The 18,344-nt window shown below is 68.7% G+C and carries 18 protein-coding genes, 1 tRNA gene and 1 other RNA gene; 7 read left to right on the top strand and 13 right to left on the bottom strand.

Annotated features, from left to right (window positions below):
- Positions 1–38: 38 nt before the first annotated feature.
- From ABEA43_RS11520 to ABEA43_RS11510, 3 genes are all read right to left on the bottom strand, one after another.
- A complete protein-coding gene (locus ABEA43_RS11520; RefSeq protein ID WP_345560995.1) occupies positions 39–1,457 on the bottom strand; it encodes an amidase in 1,419 nt (472 codons plus the stop codon).
- 9 nt (positions 1,458–1,466) lie between these two features.
- Positions 1,467–2,426 carry an LLM class F420-dependent oxidoreductase gene (locus tag ABEA43_RS11515; protein ID WP_345560994.1) on the bottom strand — a complete coding sequence of 320 codons (960 nt, stop codon included), beginning with the start codon at positions 2,424–2,426 and terminating at the stop codon, positions 1,467–1,469.
- A gap of 94 nt (positions 2,427–2,520) precedes the next feature.
- Complete coding sequence (locus tag ABEA43_RS11510) at positions 2,521–3,189, bottom strand: TetR/AcrR family transcriptional regulator (RefSeq protein ID WP_345560993.1); 669 nt, start codon at positions 3,187–3,189, stop codon at positions 2,521–2,523.
- Positions 3,190–3,363: 174 nt separating this feature from the next.
- Between ABEA43_RS11510 and ABEA43_RS11505 the strand changes: the two genes are divergently transcribed.
- Positions 3,364–4,332, top strand: a complete 969-nt coding sequence (locus tag ABEA43_RS11505; RefSeq protein ID WP_345560992.1) for a hypothetical protein — start codon at positions 3,364–3,366, stop codon at positions 4,330–4,332.
- 132 nt (positions 4,333–4,464) lie between these two features.
- Here ABEA43_RS11505 and ABEA43_RS11500 read toward each other — a convergent pair whose 3' ends face one another.
- The 5 genes from ABEA43_RS11500 to ABEA43_RS11480 form a co-directional block, all read right to left on the bottom strand.
- Entirely contained in the window at positions 4,465–5,526 is a 1,062-nt protein-coding gene (locus ABEA43_RS11500) for an aspartate-semialdehyde dehydrogenase (protein ID WP_345560990.1), read from the bottom strand.
- Positions 5,523–6,797, bottom strand: a complete 1,275-nt coding sequence (locus ABEA43_RS11495; protein ID WP_345560989.1) for an aspartate kinase — start codon at positions 6,795–6,797, stop codon at positions 5,523–5,525. The genes ABEA43_RS11500 and ABEA43_RS11495 overlap by 4 nt, the downstream gene beginning before the upstream one ends.
- A gap of 117 nt (positions 6,798–6,914) precedes the next feature.
- Positions 6,915–7,445: a DUF5063 domain-containing protein gene (locus tag ABEA43_RS11490; RefSeq protein WP_345560987.1), complete on the bottom strand. Its 531-nt coding sequence runs from the start codon at positions 7,443–7,445 to the stop codon at positions 6,915–6,917.
- Entirely contained in the window at positions 7,438–8,037 is a 600-nt protein-coding gene (gene recR / locus ABEA43_RS11485; protein ID WP_345560985.1) for a recombination mediator RecR, read from the bottom strand. The genes ABEA43_RS11490 and recR overlap by 8 nt, the downstream gene beginning before the upstream one ends.
- Positions 8,038–8,039: 2 nt before the next feature.
- Entirely contained in the window at positions 8,040–8,390 is a 351-nt protein-coding gene (locus ABEA43_RS11480) for a YbaB/EbfC family nucleoid-associated protein (RefSeq protein WP_345560983.1), read from the bottom strand.
- A 450-nt stretch (positions 8,391–8,840) separates the two neighbouring features.
- Here ABEA43_RS11480 and ABEA43_RS11475 point away from each other — a divergent pair, with 450 nt between their 5' ends.
- Positions 8,841–10,268: a GAF domain-containing protein gene (locus ABEA43_RS11475; protein WP_345560981.1), complete on the top strand. Its 1,428-nt coding sequence runs from the start codon at positions 8,841–8,843 to the stop codon at positions 10,266–10,268.
- A gap of 464 nt (positions 10,269–10,732) precedes the next feature.
- Here ABEA43_RS11475 and ABEA43_RS11470 read toward each other — a convergent pair whose 3' ends face one another.
- Together ABEA43_RS11470 and ffs are read right to left on the bottom strand one after the other, a co-directional pair.
- Complete coding sequence (locus ABEA43_RS11470; protein WP_345560979.1) at positions 10,733–13,390, bottom strand: DNA polymerase III subunit gamma and tau; 2,658 nt, start codon at positions 13,388–13,390, stop codon at positions 10,733–10,735.
- 30 nt (positions 13,391–13,420) lie between these two features.
- An RNA gene (gene ffs / locus ABEA43_RS11465) (signal recognition particle sRNA small type) lies at positions 13,421–13,516 on the bottom strand.
- A gap of 99 nt (positions 13,517–13,615) precedes the next feature.
- Here ffs and ABEA43_RS11460 point away from each other — a divergent pair.
- A tRNA-Ser gene (locus tag ABEA43_RS11460) sits at positions 13,616–13,703 on the top strand.
- Between the two features lie 65 nt (positions 13,704–13,768).
- On the opposite strand, the gene ABEA43_RS68155 is transcribed toward ABEA43_RS11460, so the two are convergent.
- Entirely contained in the window at positions 13,769–13,912 is a 144-nt protein-coding gene (locus ABEA43_RS68155; protein ID WP_425570248.1) for a hypothetical protein, read from the bottom strand.
- A 30-nt stretch (positions 13,913–13,942) separates the two neighbouring features.
- On the opposite strand from ABEA43_RS68155, the gene ABEA43_RS11455 reads away from it, so the two are divergent.
- From ABEA43_RS11455 to ABEA43_RS11445, 3 genes are all read left to right on the top strand, one after another.
- Entirely contained in the window at positions 13,943–14,401 is a 459-nt protein-coding gene (locus ABEA43_RS11455; protein WP_345560978.1) for a hypothetical protein, read from the top strand.
- Positions 14,401–15,096 carry an HAD family hydrolase gene (locus ABEA43_RS11450; protein ID WP_345560977.1) on the top strand — a complete coding sequence of 232 codons (696 nt, stop codon included), beginning with the start codon at positions 14,401–14,403 and terminating at the stop codon, positions 15,094–15,096. Before ABEA43_RS11455 ends, ABEA43_RS11450 begins: the two co-directional genes overlap by 1 nt.
- Positions 15,097–15,187: 91 nt before the next feature.
- Entirely contained in the window at positions 15,188–15,652 is a 465-nt protein-coding gene (locus tag ABEA43_RS11445) for a hypothetical protein (protein WP_345560976.1), read from the top strand.
- Between the two features lie 126 nt (positions 15,653–15,778).
- Here the strand turns inward: ABEA43_RS11445 and ABEA43_RS11440 are convergent, their stop codons facing one another.
- Positions 15,779–16,885, bottom strand: a complete 1,107-nt coding sequence (locus ABEA43_RS11440) for an NsdA family TPR-like regulatory protein (protein WP_345560975.1) — start codon at positions 16,883–16,885, stop codon at positions 15,779–15,781.
- A gap of 230 nt (positions 16,886–17,115) precedes the next feature.
- On the opposite strand from ABEA43_RS11440, the gene ABEA43_RS11435 reads away from it, so the two are divergent.
- The gene (locus ABEA43_RS11435) at positions 17,116–17,334 is read left to right on the top strand and encodes a hypothetical protein (protein WP_345560973.1); all 219 of its coding nucleotides are present in this window, start codon (positions 17,116–17,118) and stop codon (positions 17,332–17,334) included.
- 255 nt (positions 17,335–17,589) lie between these two features.
- On the opposite strand, the gene ABEA43_RS11430 is transcribed toward ABEA43_RS11435, so the two are convergent.
- Positions 17,590–17,979, bottom strand: a complete 390-nt coding sequence (locus tag ABEA43_RS11430) for a hypothetical protein (protein ID WP_345560971.1) — start codon at positions 17,977–17,979, stop codon at positions 17,590–17,592.
- Positions 17,980–18,344 lie beyond the last annotated feature (365 nt).

Here is an 18,344-nt window from a genome sequence, read left to right as displayed (position 1 = left end):
CGACATAACGCGTCACCACGGCCACGAGTTCCTGGCGATCAGCCCATCGCCGGGTGCTCGAACGGCCTGGCCTGCTCGATCTGCGCCGCCACCCTGATCAACACGTCCTCCCTGCCGGGCGCGGCCACGAGCTGAACGCCCACCGGCAGCCCCGCCTCGGTCCTGTGCAGCGGCAGCGAGATCGCCGGCTGCCCGGTCGCGTTGATCGGCGAGGTGAAGGCCACGGCGTGCGCGGTCCTGCCGAACGCGAGGCTGAGGTCCCCCGGCGGGATCCAGCCGAGCGGGAACGGCTCCACCCCCAGCGAGGGCATCAGCAGCAGGTCGTGGCCGGAGGTCCACCACGCGGCCATGCGGCGGCGGAACCCGTCCACCCACTGCGTGGCCAGGATGTGGTCGGCCGCGCCGTTCCCGCGCCCCGCGGCGACCATGGCGGCGTTGCGCGTCTCCAGCTCCTCCGGCTGCACGGGCTTGCCGCGCAGCTCGCCCAGGGCGATGACCTGCGCGGCGAGGTTGTTCGCCACGATCGCGCCGAAATGCCGGGTGAAGTCCGGCTCACCGAGCGCCTGCGGCCCGCCGGGCGCGACGTCGTGGCCGAGCTCCGCCAGCAGCGCCGCGGCCCTGGTGACGGCCTCGGTCAGCGCGGGCACCTCGGGCACGTCGCCCCTGGGATGCGCGGTCACGAACCCGACCCGCAGCCGTCCCGGATCCGCCCCTGCCTCCAGCGCCAGCCTCCCGGGCAGCGCGGGCGCGTCATAGGGGTCGCCTGGCCGGTAGCCGGAGACGAGGTCGAGCGCCGCCGCCGTGTCGCGCACGCTCCTGCTGACGAATCCCGGGCACGAGAACCCGTTCCAGCCCTCGCCCATGGCGGGACCCATGCTCACCCGGCCGCGCGACGGCTTGAGACCCACCAGGCCGCACATGGACGCGGGGATGCGGATCGACCCGCCGCCGTCGCTGGCGGTGGCCAGCGCGACCAGGCCCGCCGCCACCGCCGCCGCGGAGCCGCCGCTGGACCCGCCCGCCGAGTACGCCAGGTCGTACGGGTTGCGCGTCGGCCCGAACGCCACCGGCTCCGTGGTGATCGTGCTGCCGAACTCGGGCGTGTTCGTCCGTCCCAGCAGGACGAACCCGGCCTCGCGCAACCGCACCACGCCATAGCCGTCGGCGGCGTCCACCAGGCCGTCGCGTACGTTCGAGCCCGCGCTGTAGGGCTCGCCCGCCTGCCGCCAGCCGAGATCCTTGAGCAGGATCGGCACGCCACGGAAGGGCGCGTCCGCCGGGAGGTCGTCGATCTCGGCCAGCGCCCGCTCGAACCGGCGGAAGATGACCGCGTTCAGCTCCCCGTCGCGGGCCTCGATGGCGGCGATCGCGGCCTCGGCCAGCTCGCGTGCCGACACCAGGCCGTCCTTGACCGCCTGCGCCTGCCCGACCGCGTCCAACCTCAGTAAGTCGTCCATGCAGCCTCCTTACGCTCGGGGAGCCAGCTCCCGCACGGCCTGCTCGATGGAGATCTCTCCGCCCGGGATGGGGGCGAGTACGGGCGTGTCGAGCCCGTTGTCCACGTACTGCTGGATCCTGGCCCGGCAGGTCGCCGCGTCGCCGTGCACGATCAGGGCGTCCACCACCTCGTCGGGGATCGCCTTGAGCGCCGCCGGCCGGTCGCGGGCGGCCCACGCCTCGTGCATGGGCCGCAGCACCTCGCCGCGCCCGAGCCAGTCGTGGAAGGCGGCGTACACCGGGACGGTCAGGTAGCTGGCCAGCATCCACCTGGCCATCTCGCGCACCCGGTCGGTGTCCTCGCTCACGCACACGAACAGGCGGGCGATCAGCTCGGTGTCCGGGCCGATCTCGGCCCGCACCTGCCGTACGTCGTCGGGCGAGAGCCAGTTCGTGATCGCGCCGTCGGCCTCCGCGGCGGCCAGGCGCAGCATCCGGGGGCGCAGCGCGGCCAGCACGATCTTCGGCGGCACCTTCGGCGCCCGCTCCAGCTTGAACCCCTTGATCTCGAACGTCTCGTACGCCTCCGAGACCTTCTCCCCCGCCAGCGCCTTCTTCAGGAAGCGCAGCGTGTCGCGGGTGCGCGCGTACGGCTTGTCGAACGTGCCCGCGTTCCACCGCTCGACGATCGCCGGCGAGGACGCGCCGATGCCCAGCACGAACCGCTCAGGGGCGAGGTCGGCCAGCGTGGCGGCCGACATGGCCAGCAGCCCCGGGCCGCGGGTCGAGACGGGCACGATGGCGCTGCCCAGCCTGATCCCCGGCGCCCACTGCGCCGCCAGCGCCAGCGGCGTGAAGCCGTCGGCGCCGTTGACCTCGGCCGACCAGGCGTCGGTGTATCCGAGCCCCGGCAGCTCCGCGATCAGCTCCTGCGACCTGGCCAGCGAGCGGTCGGAGAAGGGGATCGTCATGCCCCAGTTCTGAGTCATACGCGGCCCTCCGGCTTGTTCGTCGAGTCGATAGGGCGACCATACCAACCGGGCGGTATGTTCCCGCCAGACCGGCGGCCCCCGCCGCTGCGCCCTACGCCCGCAGCTCGTGCACGACCGCGATGAAGTCCTTCGTGATCCCGCGCAGCCCCGGCAGGTGCGACAGCCCGACCAGCCGGTCCACCAGCGGCACCGTGGCCTCGATCAGCCGGTACGTGCGCGTGCAGCCCGGCGAGGTGTCGTGCACCCAGAACAGGACCATGCCCATGGACAGCAGCCAGAGCAGGTCCGGCAGCTCTTCGCGCAACTCGGCGTTCATCCGGTCGCGCGAGCCCTCGACGACCTGGCGGTAGATGGCGATGGAGGCCTCGCGGGCGGGCGAGGACTGGTCGCTGAACGGGCTCAGGGGGTTCGTCGGCTCGGCCGCGTGCTTGTAGAACTTCACGGCGAACTCGTGGTACGGCTCCGAAACGCGTACCCATTCGCGCAGCACCCCGCTCAGCCGGGCGGCGAACGACGACTCCTCGGCCAGCAAGGCCCGGCAGGCCTGCTCGTGCTCGGCCTGCGCACGGTCGTAGTACGCCTGGATCAACGCTTCTTTGCCGCTGAAGTAGTAGTAGGCGTTGCCCACGGACACCCCGGCCTCGGCCGCGATGGCACGCATCGTGGTCGCGTCGAAGCCACGCTCCCTGAACAGTCGCAAGGCCGTCTCGACGATGACCTCTCGGGTGCTCTCCGATCCACGGTTTCGGGCTTCGGACACGTTCGTCACTTTACGTCGTGAAACCGTGTTAGGTCATGAAGCCGCACGGTGATCACCGGCACAAGGCAAAGTTGACCCTGCGGCATGAGTTATCTCCTGTGAAAGGTGGGATTGTCGTTTCAGGCGGAAGGGCTATTTCCGCGAAAAGGCATCGACATGTGGATACGTGGAACAGTGCGCCTCATCGTAGTCGCGCTCCTCGGCATTGAGATCACCATACTCGCGCTGGCCTCGGCCGCCTCAGCCGCTACCCACCCCGAAGGGCAGCCGGCATCGAGCGGTCAGTACGAGACCGGCCTTCCCGGATGGGAGGACGGGCCGGCGCTCTACGGGCAGGCGGCCCTGGCGGAGGCCATCTCCGACGCGTACGCGGTGGGCCCGCCGGTGTCCGGTTCCTGGGCGTTCGAGCGGCTGATGATGGCCAGGGAACGCCTGGAGGCCATGCGTGAGTGGCCGCTCATCCACTCGCGGTGGGACGTCGCCGCCCAAGAGCAGGCAGAGGACGCGCTCGACCGCTGGGCCTCCTCGGACCGCCCGCACGCCGTCCACGAGCGGCCCTATGTGGCCGCGCCGTCCAAGGCCACCGTTCAGAAGCGCGTCCGCAAGGAGTCCGCGACCCGGCCGGAGGCGTCAAAAGCCCAGAGAAGCCCTGTACGCACCGGGGTGGCGGTGATGCCCCAAGTGACTGCCCGCGTGGCGCACAAGCGCGCACAGGTCGATCTGACGCGGGTCATGCCCAGGCAGGCCGCCGTCCAGATGTCCCACGCGACCGCCAGCGGCTGGCTGAAGAGCGCCGGCCTGCGGACGAAGTCGACCGGCAACTGCACGAGCAAGCACATGCACCACTGCACCTCGCTCGACTCGGTCCGCACCGGCACGATCGCCCGCATGATCGAGCTGAAGCGCGACAGCCGCTGCCCGATCATGGTCACGGGAGGCACCGAGGAGGGGCACGCGCCCGGGCACTTCAGCCACGGGAACGGCTACAAGCTCGACATCACCCACAACTCGTGCATCGATCACTACATCACGAAGCACCATGACAAGGCGGGTGTCCGCGGCGACGGGGCCGCGCTCTACCGATCGGGCTCGGGTACCACCTTCGCCGACGAGAGCGACCACTGGGACATCCTGTTCCGGTGACAGGGCCACGGCGACCGCGTCGGGAACGACCCAGTACGCCGCCGGTAATGACGCCGGGAAATGACGAGGACGCCGCACGAGACGTACGACGTCCACACCACCTTCACCATCGCCTGGCAAGAGGCGATGAGATCAGAGCTCGGAAGCGACCAATTCGGCGATCTCCGCCGCGTTGAGCGCCGCACCCTTGCGCAGGTTGTCACCGCACACGAACAGGTCGAGCGTGTTGGGGAAGTCGATCGCCTGACGGATACGGCCCACGTAGGTCGGGTCGGTGCCCACCACGTCGAGAGGCGTCGGGAACACCCCGTTGGCCGGGTCGTCCATGAGGACCACCGTAGGCGCCGCCTCCAGGACGCGGTGCGCGTCCGCGACCGTGATCTCGCGCTCGAAGCGCGCGTGCACGGCCAGCGAGTGCGTCGTGATCACCGGCACGCGTACGCAGGTCGCGGAGACCTTGAGCTCCGGGATGCCCAGGATCTTGCGGGACTCGTTGCGGAGCTTGAGCTCCTCGGAGGCCCAGCCGCCGTCCTTGTAGGAGCCGGCCCACGGCACCACGTTGAACGCCACCGGCGCCGGGAACGGCGACTCCTCCGGCAGCTTGTTGGCGAGCACCTTGCGCACGTCGCCGACCGCCTGACCGATCGAACGGTCGCCGGACAGTGCCTCGACCTCGTCGTAGAGCCGCGCCGTGCCCGCCACGCCCGCGCCGGACACCGCCTGGTAGGAGGCGACGACCAGCTCCGTGAGCGTGTATTCGGCGTGCAGCGCGCCCATGGCCGTCATCATCGACAGCGTCGTGCAGTTGGGGGTCGAGATGATGTTGCGCGGCCTGTTGCGCGCGTCGAGCGGGTTGACCTCGGGCACGACCAGCGGGACGTCGGGCTCCATCCGGAACGTGCCGGACTTGTCGACCGCGATGGCGCCACGCTCGGCCGCGATCGGCACCCAGACGGCCGACACCTCGTCGGGCACGTCGAAGATCGCGATGTCGATGCCGTCGAAGACCTCGGGCGCGAGGGCCTGGACGACGACGTCCTCACCGCGTACGGAAAGGAGCTTGCCCGCCGAGCGCGGCGAGGCGACGAGACGGATCTCGCCCCAGATGTCCGCACGCGTCGAGACGATGTCCCGCATGACGGTGCCCACGGCGCCGGTCGCCCCGATCAGGGCAAGATTCGGCCTGCTGCTCATCGTCCTGAACCTCCGTACACCACTGCTTCGACCTGGTCGGCGTCGAGATCGAAGGCACGGTGGGCGGCCGCCACGGCCGCGTCCACACCGTCCTGCCCGACGATCACTGAGATGCGGATCTCCGAGGTGGAGATCATCTCGATGTTGACCCCCGCGTCGGCGAGGGCCGCGAAGAACGTCGCCGTGACGCCGGGGTGCGAGCGCATGCCCGCGCCGATCAGCGACACCTTCCCGATCTGGTCGTCGAAGAGCAGCGACTCGTAGGCGATCTCTCCCTGGATCTTCTTCAGCGCCGCCAGCGCCGTCTGGCTGTCAGTCGTGGGCAGCGTGAAGGAGATGTCCGTGCGGCCCGTGGCCGCGGCCGAGACGTTCTGGACGATCATGTCTATGTTGATCTCGGCGTCGGCCAGCGTTTTGAAGATCGAGGCAGCCTCGCCGACCTTGTCGGGGACCCCGACAACAGTGATCTTGGCCTCGCTCCGGTCGTGTGCGACGCCGGAGATGATCGGCTGCTCCATCTCGGTTCCTTCGGTGTAAGGGTCGGAGACGACCCACGTGCCTTCCCTGGTGCTGAACGAGCTGCGTACGTGGATCGGCAGGTTGAACCGCCGAGCGTATTCGACGCAGCGGAGATGCAGGATCTTGGCACCGCAGGCCGCCATCTCCATCATCTCGTCATAGGAGATCCTGGGGATCTGACGGGCGGGCGGCACGATGCGCGGATCCGCGGTGAAGATGCCGTCGACGTCGGTGTAGATCTCGCACACGTCGGCGTCGAGAGCCGCCGCCAGCGCCACCGCCGTGGTGTCGGAGCCGCCGCGGCCCAGCGTGGTGATGTCCTTGGTGTCCTGCGAGACGCCCTGGAACCCGGCCACGATCGCGATGTCGCCCTGGTCGACCGCCTCACGGATGCGGCCGGGCGTCACGTCGATGATGCGCGCCTTGCCGTGGGTGGAGTCGGTGATCACACCCGCCTGCGAGCCGGTGAATGAGCGGGCCTCGTGGCCGAGGTTGGCGATCGCCATCGCCAGCAGGGCCATCGAGATGCGCTCACCCGAGGTCAGCAGCATGTCGAGCTCGCGGCCCGGAGGCAGCGGCGACACCTGCTCGGCCAGATCGAGCAGCTCGTCCGTCGTGTCACCCATCGCTGAGACGATCACGACCACGTCGTTGCCGGCTTTTTTCGTCGCGACGATCCGCTGCGCGACCCGCTTGATGCAGGACGCGTCGGCGACGGACGAACCACCGTACTTTTGCACAACGAGCGCCACGAGAGTCTCCCGGTCTGGACTGTGAGCTGCCAGTCTACTGGGGGCCTCTCATGCGGCTGCTGGGTCGGACCACTATGTGGACGCCCACCAGAACCGCGGTGCCGCTGCCGGCGTTCGTCAGACCGTGGTGGCTTCCTCCGCCACGTCGAGACGCGAGTGCGCGGCCAGGGCCTGCAGCGCGCGCATCGCCGCGCCCGCGTGGTTGCCCCAGGTGTTGAAGTAGGAGTATTGCCACCACCACAGCGCCTCGTGCGGGCGGCCGGCGTGGTAGTGGCGCAGCCCGTGGATGAGGTCCGCGGCGACCGCGGTCAGGTCGTCGGACAGCCGGTAGGGGGTGACGCCGGTGTCCTTGTACGGATCGAACACCTCCGCGTAGTCGTCCACCGCCTCCAGCAGCTCGGACAGCGCCGTGCGCACGCTGTCGATGTCGGGGTCCTCGCTCATCGGCGGCTCGTAGTTGCCCGCGAGGATGACGTCCCTGTTCGCGCCGAGCTTGGCCCCCGCCAGGCTCATCTGCGCGACCTCCACCAGCAGCAGCGACCAGATGGCGTCGCCGCCCTCGCCGCTGGCGACCCTGGTCAGGCCGTCCACGTAGTTTTGTGCGTGCCCGGCGATCTCTTCCGCCAGCGAGCTCCACTGGTCAGACATCCAGCAGCCTCCGTCCTTCGAACGCGCGGCCCAAGGTCACCTCGTCGGCGTATTCGAGGTCACCGCCCACAGGCAGACCGCTGGCCAGTCGTGTCACTTTCACACCCATCGGCTTGACCAGACGGGCAAGGTAGGTAGCCGTCGCCTCCCCCTCGAGGTTGGGGTCCGTGGCGAGGATGAGCTCGGTGACGCTGCCGTCGGCCAGCCGCGTCATGAGCTCGCGAATGCGCAGGTCTTCGGGGCCGACGCCGTCGATCGGGCTGATCGCGCCGCCGAGCACGTGGTAGGTGCCGCGGAACTCGCGCGTCTTCTCGATCGCGACGACGTCCTTGGACTCCTCGACCACGCAGATGACGTGCAGGTCGCGCCGGGGGTCGCGGCAGATGCGGCACTTCTCCTCGGAGGCGACGTTCCCGCAGACCTGGCAGAAGCGGACCTTCTCCTTGACCTCGAGCAGCGCGTGCGCCAGCCGCTTGACGTCGGCTGGATCGGCCGCCAGCAGGTGGAACGCGATCCGTTGCGCGCTCTTGGGACCGACGCCGGGCAACAGGCCCAGCTCGTCGATCAGATTCTGGACGACCCCTTCGTACATGCCTAGAATCCTGGCAACTGTCCGAGGCCGCCGCCACCCAGACCCTGGGCCAGCGGGCCGAGCTTTTCCTGCTGCAGATCGGCGGCCGCGCGCACGGCGTCGCGGACAGCCGCGATCACCAGGTCCGCGATCGTCTCCGCGGTGTCCTGCGCGTCGGCGGCGTCGATCACACTCGGGTTGATCTTGAGCTCGAGCAGCTCGCCCGAGCCGTTGACGACGGCCGTGACCAGGCCGCCGCCTGACGAGCCCTCGATCTGCGCGTCGTTGAGCTCCTGCTGGGCGCTCACAAGCTGCTGCTGCATGAGCTGTGCCTGCTCCAGCAGCTGCTGCAGGTTGACATCCCCTGGGTTCACCGTCGTGCGCTCCTCGTGGCTCCGCGTTCTTGACTGCCACGAGCCTACGGTGTTTGGGCGGCGTCATGTACTGGCGGCGTCCCCATGTTTCCCCTCGGGTCCCTGTCCTGCGCTGTCATCCCCGGGTCGCCGTCTCGCCGATCCGTAATGCCAGCGCCGCACTTGACCCCGTCAAGCCCCGGCCTTGCCTCTACGCTGACTGTCGCCGGACCGTCCAGGCGGCGCCGCGACCAATGGTTTTGGCCGGGTCTCGGCCCCCCTCCAGTGTCCGAGACCCGGCCATCACGTCGGACGGAGCGGCCGCACCACGCCGACGCATTGACCGGGACGCTAGTCCGCCGAACGTTGCACACACGTTGCGTTCATTCAATCACCCTCCGCAATCCCCCTGAACGGGTTGCGCAGAACGCCTGCACGACGGATGCTCTGATTGACTACTTGGAGTGACCGATGAGTTACGCCCACCTCGATGCGTACTCCCGCCTGCTACGCGGAGCCCACGAAGCCGCCGCGACAGGTCGGGTATGGCCGAAAGCTCCCCGCCAGTTGATCACCGCCTCCTGGCGGCGTTCCCTGGACGCCGGAATCGACCCGGAGGCCACCAGCGCGCCCTTGGTCTGGGACCTTTCCCATATCGAGGACATTCGCCGCGCTCATCCCCTGCAGCCCCTGCTGCCGCTGCTCGCCCAGACGCTCTCCGGCCTGGCCGACGGGACCGGGCACATCATGATCGTCACAGACGGTGATGGCCGCGTGCTGTGGCGGGAGGGCGGCCGCACCATCCTCCGCCACGCCGACCGGGTCGGCCTGGCCGACGGCCACCAGTGGGCCGAGCGGAGCGTGGGCACCAACGGCATCGGCACCGCCCTCGCGACCGGCCGGCCCACGCACGTCTACTCGGAGGAGCACCTCATGCGGGTGCTGCACGTCTGGTCGTGCAGCGCCGCCCCGATCACCGACCCTGACTCGGGCCGGGTCATCGGCTGCGTCGACGTCAGCGGCACCGCCAGGAGCCTGCACCCGGCCACGGTCGCCCTGGTCGCCGCCGCGGCCAAGCTCGCCGAGAGCCAGCTCGCGCTGCGCATGCACGAGCGCGACCAGCACCTGCGCCGCCACTTCGAGTCCGTACGCCGTCCTGGCATCCTGCTCTCGCCCACCGGCCGCGTCATCTCGGGCGACCCGTCGGGCAGCCTGGGCGAGCGGGTCCACCTCGGTGTGCACTTCCCCGGCCAGCGCATGATCCTGCGGGACGGGACGGTGGCCCTGCTGGAGCCGTTCTCCGAGGGCTTCCTCCTGCGGCCGTCACCGTCCGCGACCGCCTCCACCCTGACCCTGCGCTTCCTCGGCGAGGGGATGCCCAAGGCCAGCTTCGGCGACCGGGAGCGGCCCCTGTCGCTCAGGCACGCGGAGATCCTCGCCCTGCTCGCGCTGCACCCGCACGGGCTGACGGCCGAACAGCTCTCGTTCCACCTCTACGGGGACGACGGCAACCCGGTGACGATCAGGGCGGAGATCCACCGGCTGCGGGCCCAGCTCGGGGACGCGATCGCGGCGAAGCCGTACCGGCTGACCTGCCCGATCGAGGCCGACTTCCTGGAGCTGCGGCGGCACCTGTCGGCCGGCGACTCGGACGCGCTGGCGCGGGCGTACACCGGGCCGCTCCTGCTGCGCTCGGAGTCCCCGGAGCTCCGCCGGGAGCGGGACGAGCTCGAGGCCCAGGTACGCGCGTGCCTGCTGCGGCACGGGTGCGCGGGCGATCTGTGGGCGTACGCGCAGACGGCCAACGGGCGCGAGGACTACGAGGTCCTGGAGCGCCTCGCGGCCCTGCCCGCCACCGACCCGCGCGCCGCCGCCGCGCGCGCTCGTCTCTGCTTTTAGATTCTTTTGCTCCTTTACGGCGGGCACGGGAGGACGCCTCCCGCCGCCGTCCCTACCGGCCCTCACTTCAACGCCCCTCGGCCGCCCGGGCCAGGGCCGTGACGTCGCCACGTTGCGCAACGGATTGGACCGAGCAGGCCGATCGCCGTCCAGCCCGCGGGCACCGGCACTCCGGGCAAAAGGCGTGCCTCCGCCGAGGACCAGGCACGCCACCAGCTTCCGGCCCCCGAAGGGCGAGCCACCAGCAGACGTGCACGCCGAAACCCACCCACAGGTCCGTGCACCGGAAGGCCCCAGCCGCCGGAAGGCGTGGCCCCGCAAGATCAGACGCCCAGCGGACTTCAGCCCCGCAAGATCAGACGCCCAAGAGGACTTCAGCCCCGGATGACCCGCGCCCCAAGACCACAGGGGACGGACCGCTTAACCGCCCGCCATGAAGTCGTGAAGCTGGAGGCCTGAGGTCATCAGGTGTGGTCTATTTCGCCGATCACCTTGGCGCCCAGTTCCCGCTCCAGCAGCGCCATGCCCGAGACCGCCTCCATGTCGGCGTCCGCGTCGTTCAGCGGATCGACCTCGTCCGACTCAGGGCCCTTGTTACGCCCGGGGATCGCGTCCGGCCAGGCCGTCGTACCGCCGCGCGTGGCCGTAGCCGTAGCCGTAGTACCGCCGCGTGCACTCGGGACACGGGGCCCCGCCTGGGCGGCGGCCTTCGCGGCCGATCTGGCGGCGGCCAGCCCCACACCGGGTGGCCCGCCCGCAGGAGCACCACCCGCAGGTGAGCCATTGGCCTGGTGGGCGGCGGCCACGGTCCGGGTGGGATCCGGAGCCGGCGGAGAGTCAGGGCTGGGGTCGTCAGGAGCGTCAGGCCACGACTCATCCGTCGTCTGGCGCCCTGCTGACCCCGCAGCATCCGAAGCATCTGCAGCCGCGGGACCCGCAGCCGGAGGTTGACCGGGATCCTGCGAACCCTGGTCATCGGGCGAGTTGCCGTGCGAGGCCGTACGCCCCTGCGAGCCCGGTGTGCCCTGCGAGGTCGCCTGGGCACCTGCCGCAGCTCCGTGCGAACCACCCGGCCCACCGGAGCCGCCCGGCGCGTGACCTCCCTGACCAGGCGCTCCCGGGCCACCCGAAGGACCTGAGCCACCCGAAGAACCCGGGCCACCCGCAGGGCCGGAAGCGGAAGGGCCGTGCGAGGACGGCTGGGAACGCGCAGGTCCCCGGTTGGGCTGCGGAGCCGGGGAGCCACCGACGACCGCATCGACGCGCCAGGTGCCCCCGAGCACGTCGCCGAGCGCGCCGGCCACCACGGCGTCCTTGCCGCCACCCGTGAAGTTCTTCATCGCGCCGACCTGGGCGAAGCCGAGCGTGACCAGGTTGCCTTCCACGCCCACCACCTGGGCGTTGGTGCTCACGTTCGCCCAGACGACGATGCTGCGCTGCTTGAGTGCGGTCAGCACGGCAGGCCACTGCGCCTGCATGGCGCCCGAACCACCCGCGACCGGCGCGGCCTCCTGCGTCTCACCCCCACCCGAATGAGCGGAATGAGCCGCTGCTGGCCGGGCCCCACCCGATCCCCCTGGTGCACCCGCGTTCGATGCCGACGGGAAGCCAGGACGAGCGGTCTCCGGCCAGTCGTCAGCCGGTGAACCCGCATGAGCCGCAGAGGGACCGGCGACGTTCTCCGGAGCAGCGTCGGAAGGTCCGGACACGGGCCCAGCGGTCGAGGCGGCCTGACCAGCACTCGACGGGACCTGGCCGCGCCCACCAGCATGGGCTGCGCCTGCCGCTTCGCCCCCATCGCCGGGATATGCACCCCCACCAACCCGATTGCCCTGCGCACTCGCAGCACCGGGCCGGGGAATGCTCACCGCCCCGGATCCGCCGCCAGACGCATGTCCAGAGGCCGCGCCCGTACCAGAAGCAGCGGATGCACCGGCGGCGGACCGGGCGGCCATCTGAGCAACGGCGCCGCCACGTTCGAGACGTTCGAGTCGGGCGAGCAAGGCGCTCTCGCCCTGCGCCGCGCCAGGGAGCAGGACGCGCGCGCACATCAGCTCAAGGAGCAGCCGCGGCGAGGTGGCGCCGCGCATCTCGGTGAGGCCGGCGTTGAAGATCTCGGCCGCGCGGGTGAGCTCGGCGGGCCCCATCGAGGCGGCCTGCTGGACGAGCCGGTCCAGCTCGTCGGCAGGACGGTCGAGCAGACCGCTCGACGCCGCCTCGGGAACGTTGGCCAGAATCACCAGGTCACGGAAGCGTTCGAGCAGGTCGGAGGCGAAGCGGCGGGGGTCGTGCCCGCCCTCGATCACCCGGTTGACCGCGTGGAACACCAATCCGCCGTCGCGGGCCGCGAACGCGTTGACGACCTCGTCGAGCAGGTCTCCGTCGGTGTAGCCGAGCAGGGAGACGGCCTTGGCGTAGGTGATGCCGTCTTCCTCGGCGCCGGCCAGCAGCTGGTCGAGGATCGACAGCGAGTCACGGGCGGAGCCGGCGCCGGCGCGTACGACGAGGGGCAGCGCGGTCGGCTCGAAAGGCACGCTCTCGGAGGTGAGGATCTCCTCCATCAGGGCCTTGAGCGTCGCGGGCGGCATCAGCCTGAACGGATAGTGGTGCGTACGCGACTTGATGGTGCCGATGACCTTTTCCGGCTCGGTCGTCGCGAAGATGAACTTCAGGTGCGGCGGAGGCTCCTCGACGAGCTTGAGCAGCGCGTTGAAACCCTCGCGGGTCACCATGTGCGCCTCGTCGATGATGTAGATCTTGTAGCGCGCGGAGACCGGCGCGAAGAAGGCGCGCTCGCGCAGGTCGCGAGCGTCGTCCACGCCACCGTGCGAGGCGGCGTCGATCTCGATCACATCGAGGTGTCCAGGCCCTGTCGGGGCGAGCGCGACACACGACTCGCAGACGCCGCAGGGATCGGGCGTGGGGCCCTGCTCGCAGTTGAGAGAGCGCGCCAGAATCCGCGCGCTGGAGGTCTTGCCACACCCTCGGGGGCCGCTGAACAGGTAGGCGTGGTTGATCCGCCTCGTCCGCAACGCCTGCCGCAGCGGGTCTGTGACATGCTCCTGACCCTTGACCTCGGCGAAGGTCCCGGGTCGGTACTTGCGGTAAAGCGCAAGGCTCATACGACCATCCCGCCTGCGAGGGGGCTCCAACGAAGAGACCCCCCGCACACCCGCCAGAGCCCGCTTATCCTTGCTGCCTTCCGGCCCTGGGGAGGTTCACAGGATGACGCCGCGCGAGGGGTCCCTGGACAGTCTAGCCGGACGTGGCAGTGCTCGCTCCACACCCGCAACACCCATCGAAAAAGGTGGTCTGCACATCCCTGGAAGTCCGGTAAGCTCAGCGACGGAGGATTCGCCTAGTGGCCGAGGGCGCACGCTTGGAAAGCGTGTAAAGGGCAACCTTTCGGGGGTTCAAATCCCCCATCCTCCGCCAGCTCAGAGGGGTCATGCCGTGATCAACGGCATGACCCCTCTCGCTTTGGGTCTCAGTTGGCCTCTTCAGGGCTCCTCTCCGCTTCCCGAATGAGAGCCCCGACCTCCCTTGGCCACGGTCTGCCGGATGCCGTCTGTCACGTGCTGATACCGCGCCGCCATGCCCGAGCCGGACCACCCCATGATGGCCATGACCGTGCGCTCGGGCACTCCGATGATGAGCAACACCGTGGCGGCTGTGTGGCGGGCGACTTCGCCGGGTTCTCCGGCGAGACGCTGCACGGCGCGGTCATGGAAGCGCTCGACAACATCCGGGCGGGCCGCCTGACCCCGGAGCGCATCTCCATCCGGCTCCTGCTACCGGACACCAACCGCCCCTGGTCTCTCCCCTGCCGGGTGGACAACAGGGAGGATGAGCCGCTGTTCAGGCAACGCGCCGAGAAGATCATCTCTCGGCATGCTCAGGCCATCGTGGTCTCGGTGCGTGAGCTGAGGGATCTCGGCCTCGTGGCGCACGCGTCCGCCGAAGTCCGGATCAGCGGCGAGCCTGTCACGATGTTCGACGTGATGGGTGAGGACACCGAGCTGTTCCACTTCGCACTGAGCGATGGTCCCGATTCGACGTCGTGTCAGTACGTTCAGCAGTCGTCCGCGTGGTTCGACGCGGTGTGGAATTCGGTCGTTCGCGAGGTGTCCTGATGGCGCGGTCGGGGGCGGCAGCCGTCCGGACCGTCCTGAGCGAGGCACGGTGCCTCCTGCTGGACTTCGACGGGCCGATCTGCGATATCTTCGCTGGACTGCCGGCAACAACTGTGGCGGACAGTCTCCGCGCCGTCCTGGAAGAGGCAGGTGCGCAACTCCCGCCGGAGGCGCGCACCACGGACGATCCCCTGGAGGTGTTCCGGCTCAGTGCCTCTCTGAGCGGCGATCTGAACCAGCTCGCTCTCCGGACGCTCACCGAGCTGGAAGTGAAGGCGGCCGGGACAGCGAGGCCTACCCCTGGTGCGACTGACCTGATGGAACGAGCACGCGGCAAAAGAGTGCCTGTCGCCATAGTGAGCAACAACTCCGTAGCCTCAGTGTCGGCCTTCTTAGGCCGGCAAGGGCTCAGCAGTCTGGTGGAGCACATCTCCGCGCGGGCGGAAGCCGACCCCTCACTCATGAAGCCGAATCCTCACCTGCTCGTTCAGGCGCTTACTCACATCGGTGCGGAACCCTCGTCCGCCCTGCTAGTCGGAGATTCGGTAACAGACGTTGAGGCGGCCAAGCTCGCTGGGGTGCTCGCTGTCGGCTACGCCAACAAGCCAGGAAAAGCCAGGCGGCTTGACGAGACAGGGGCCGATCTCATCGTGACAAGGATGAAAGAACTGGCGGACGCACTCGCGCATGCCTGACGCCGTGTACGGACCGAAACGCTGCGCATACGGGCCGATTCATCTTTGAGACAGCACCCGTGACGCAAAGAAGCAGAGAAAGGATACTTTCATGGTTAAGCGCTTATTGGCGGCGCTGTGCCTGTTGGTTGCCGTTTCAGGGTGCGATGCGGCATGGTTGCCCGAGACGGTGATCAAGGTCGATCCTGATGCTCTCGCGAACGTGCGGAGCGTGGGCCGCGTCGTTACGCAGACCTTCGCGGACCCGATATACGAGCGGACTGTACAAGTCATTGAGATTCTGGTGGTCGACATGCGGGCCGCCGACTTTCCCGAAGCGCTCGACCTCGCGCGCGATCGCCTGGAGCAGCTCGGGTGGAACGAGGTCGGCCCTACTGACGTGCCGGTCCAAATGGAGTCGAGTCGCTGGAAGGGGACGACCACGAGGCTTGGCTCTGTGGAGGATCTGGATTCGCTTGGCGCGCAACTGGAGCCGGCGGCAGAAAAAGCACTGCAAGCTGATCCGAAGAAGTGGGAAACCTACATCGTGGTGTCACTCTCCAGCGTGAACGAGTAGATGTGTACTGCAACCGATGAAACTCCTGCTTTCGGCAGGGCACGAGGTGGGAATTGATGAATCTCCCGCTTGCACAGCCCGTCGAGCATTACGTATTCAGCGCTCACGCTCAGGTAGGCCAGACCGTCAAGAGTTGATCTGGGGACGCTGCGGTTCCGACGATGAACCGTACAGCTCGCGGTAGACCTCACGAAGCTCGACGGCTTCCGCCAGACCGTGCTCTTCGACTCCGGCGATGACCTCTTTGGCGCGCCAGTAGTTCGAGGGCACCAGGAGACCACTCATGAGGGCCTGGCGCGCGACGTATCCGGCTTCTCCTGGCTCGTCGGTGGCGAGCAGGGCCAGAGCAAGATCGAGGCGCGCCGACGCCGCTCGACGCGGGCGTGGTCCCCCATCAACGGCAGATTCCAGTCGTGCGAGCACCTGACGCGCGTAGTTCACGGCGGCCGGGTCGCCCAGCCAAGAAAGCGTGGTCGCGGTGTAAGCGTCGCTCTTGGCCGGGTCATACCGGAAGTGATGTTCGGGCCGATCCGGCATGGGCATCGGCGACACCATCCGGTGTATCCGATGCAGTGCGGCCCGGGTTTCGGTGCTCTTCCCCATTCGTGCCCAAGCCCGTCCCTCCTGCCCAGTGGCCTGAATGAATGCGGAGCTGGTGCGTGGTGCGACGTCCTGCGCTCCTTGAGCCAAGATCATGGCGTGCTGGTACTCGCCCTCCGTGAGGGCTTGCCACGCCTCGGTTTCCAGGCACCATGCCCTGATCTCGTCGTGCCCGGCATGGCCGGCCAACTGCCCAGCCGTCCGTAGGCGCGCGGCAGCGGCCGGATACTGGCGCAGGTCGATGTGACAGGTTGCCGCAAGCAGCGACAGCCAACCGCCCGCCAGGAGCAGGCGGCGGTGCTCAGCGAGAGTCTTCTTGCCGTCGAAGAGCCGCGTCACGTATTCCAGATGCCGCCGTACGCGGCCAAGGAGCTGCGCCGGTGGTGTGCGTGGGTAATCGGATGCCAGGTCGTCTATGGCAAGCTCAAGCCGTTCCAGCGTCTCCGTGCTGACGTTGCTGGCCGCCACCCGGCGAGCAAGCTCGATCGCGTCGATCTCGTCGCCAAGGTCGACCTCTTCGTGCCCATCGTTGAAGAGCGCGGACTCACTCAAGCCATACACACGGCAGTACAGCTCCGCGTACTCGTCGTCCGGTCGGTGCTTGCCGCATTCGTGATCCCGGATCCGGCGCACGATGCTCTCCGGCTCAGGGAGCTTCCTGTCAGCGACGGCGGATAGTTGCAGGGCGAGGTCACGCTGAGACCATCCTCGTCTGGACCGCTCGGTGCGTAGTCGTCTGGCCCAGGCGCGAGAGCTGCTCATCGGGGTGCACCTCCGGGGGATGGGCGGACACGGGCGAGTATCCGGGTGCGCCTCCGGTGTCCTCTCCCGGAGGCGCACCACGCCCGACTGTGATGGAACCCGTGCAGAACAACTCCTTCGCCTTGTCGGCCTGGAACGACAAGAGCCGCATGGACTGGCGCGGCGGTGACATCTCTTCCCACGTGTTCACCGTCGCGTCGTTGCCGCGCTCCGGGACAGCGCGGCTGCGGCTGCACGACCACGACCCTGCCGCAACTCCGTGTCGTGCCGCCGCACTCATCTCCCGGACGGTGCCGCGTGGTGAGGTGCGGCTGGTGTGAACCGCACATCGTCAGCGTGGCCGGAACCAGCCCCTACGCAGCCACGGTGGACCTGTACATGCCCGGTCCCGGTGACACACTGCCCGTGCCAGCGGTTAAGGTCCGCCACGAGACCAGCGTCTTGCTGGACAAGGGCAACCAGTTGCTTCGATACGCACTGGGCAAGCAGCCGTGGCTAGCACTCCATGATCTCCGCGAGGAGACACTAGTTGATCAATTCCAAGAGGTGCCTGCGGAGGGTATGGGGGTGGGCGGTCAGGCGTCGGGGTTGACTTCGGGGTGCGTGAACCGCACGGGCTTGCCCAGCGACCGGGCGTAGGCGATTTCGGCTCGGGTGCTGTCTCCGATGTAGTCGCCGACTACGAGCACCTCATCAGCGAGCCGGATCTTCGCTCGGTGCAGATCGTCGAGTCGAACCTTCAGTGCCTCGGCCTCGACAGGATCGGACCAAAGTTCGTGCGGCGACTTCATGTCGCAACCCGGCTTGACGACAATCTTTCCGGCTTTGGTCTCCCACAGATCGGCCTCGGTCATCTCGGTCATGAAACGGGTGGAGCCGCAGATCACGACGATACGCGGGAGGCTCAGCTGCTTCTTCGCGTCGGCGAGTTTCTCCTCGGGGCTGAGCGGTTGCGGGTATGACACCGGTTCCTCCTGGTGGTGTGGTCCAAGGGGTGCCTGCGGAGACGCGAACGAGGGTCTCCAAGATCGCCTTATGGCGAACGACGTGGACACCCTCGCGACAACGCCCCATGCGACGACCGACGACATGCTGAAAGAGCATCCCGACCTGGCGCCGTGGCGCCCGCCTGTCGGCATTACGCCCCGCCTGAGCGATGCGGATTCCACAAGCTCTCACGTACTCACCAGGTGGGAAGCTACTCATGGGGCTTTCGAAGGCCGAGAGGCTGCGGGCAGAGAAAGTGTCCCGGCTGTCCCTGACGTCACAATGCACGGCTTGACCAGCGTAAACACAGGCAGGGGCGAGGGACATCCCAGAACGTGAGTGT

It is taken from the genome of Nonomuraea rosea (genome assembly GCF_039539705.1).
In the GTDB taxonomy this organism is placed as follows: domain Bacteria; phylum Actinomycetota; class Actinomycetes; order Streptosporangiales; family Streptosporangiaceae; genus Nonomuraea; species Nonomuraea rosea.
The sequence above is the reverse complement of the archived record's forward strand: the minus strand, read 5'-3'. Positions and strand labels throughout refer to the sequence as shown.

Excerpts from the sequence above, each read along its gene's own strand:
- ABEA43_RS11520 (WP_345560995.1), bottom strand. The coding sequence starts at position 1,457 with ATGGACGACTTACTGAGGTTGGACGCGGTCGGGCAGGCGCAGGCGGTC.
- ABEA43_RS11475 (WP_345560981.1), top strand. The coding sequence starts at position 8,841 with ATGAGTTACGCCCACCTCGATGCGTACTCCCGCCTGCTACGCGGAGCC.
- recR (WP_345560985.1), bottom strand. The coding sequence starts at position 8,037 with ATGTACGAAGGGGTCGTCCAGAATCTGATCGACGAGCTGGGCCTGTTG.
- ABEA43_RS11450 (WP_345560977.1), top strand. The coding sequence starts at position 14,401 with ATGGCGCGGTCGGGGGCGGCAGCCGTCCGGACCGTCCTGAGCGAGGCA.
- ABEA43_RS11470 (WP_345560979.1), bottom strand. The coding sequence starts at position 13,390 with ATGAGCCTTGCGCTTTACCGCAAGTACCGACCCGGGACCTTCGCCGAG.
- ABEA43_RS11500 (WP_345560990.1), bottom strand. The coding sequence starts at position 5,526 with ATGAGCAGCAGGCCGAATCTTGCCCTGATCGGGGCGACCGGCGCCGTG.
- ABEA43_RS11490 (WP_345560987.1), bottom strand. The coding sequence starts at position 7,445 with ATGTCTGACCAGTGGAGCTCGCTGGCGGAAGAGATCGCCGGGCACGCA.
- ABEA43_RS11515 (WP_345560994.1), bottom strand. The coding sequence starts at position 2,426 with ATGACTCAGAACTGGGGCATGACGATCCCCTTCTCCGACCGCTCGCTG.
- ABEA43_RS11445 (WP_345560976.1), top strand. The coding sequence starts at position 15,188 with ATGGTTAAGCGCTTATTGGCGGCGCTGTGCCTGTTGGTTGCCGTTTCA.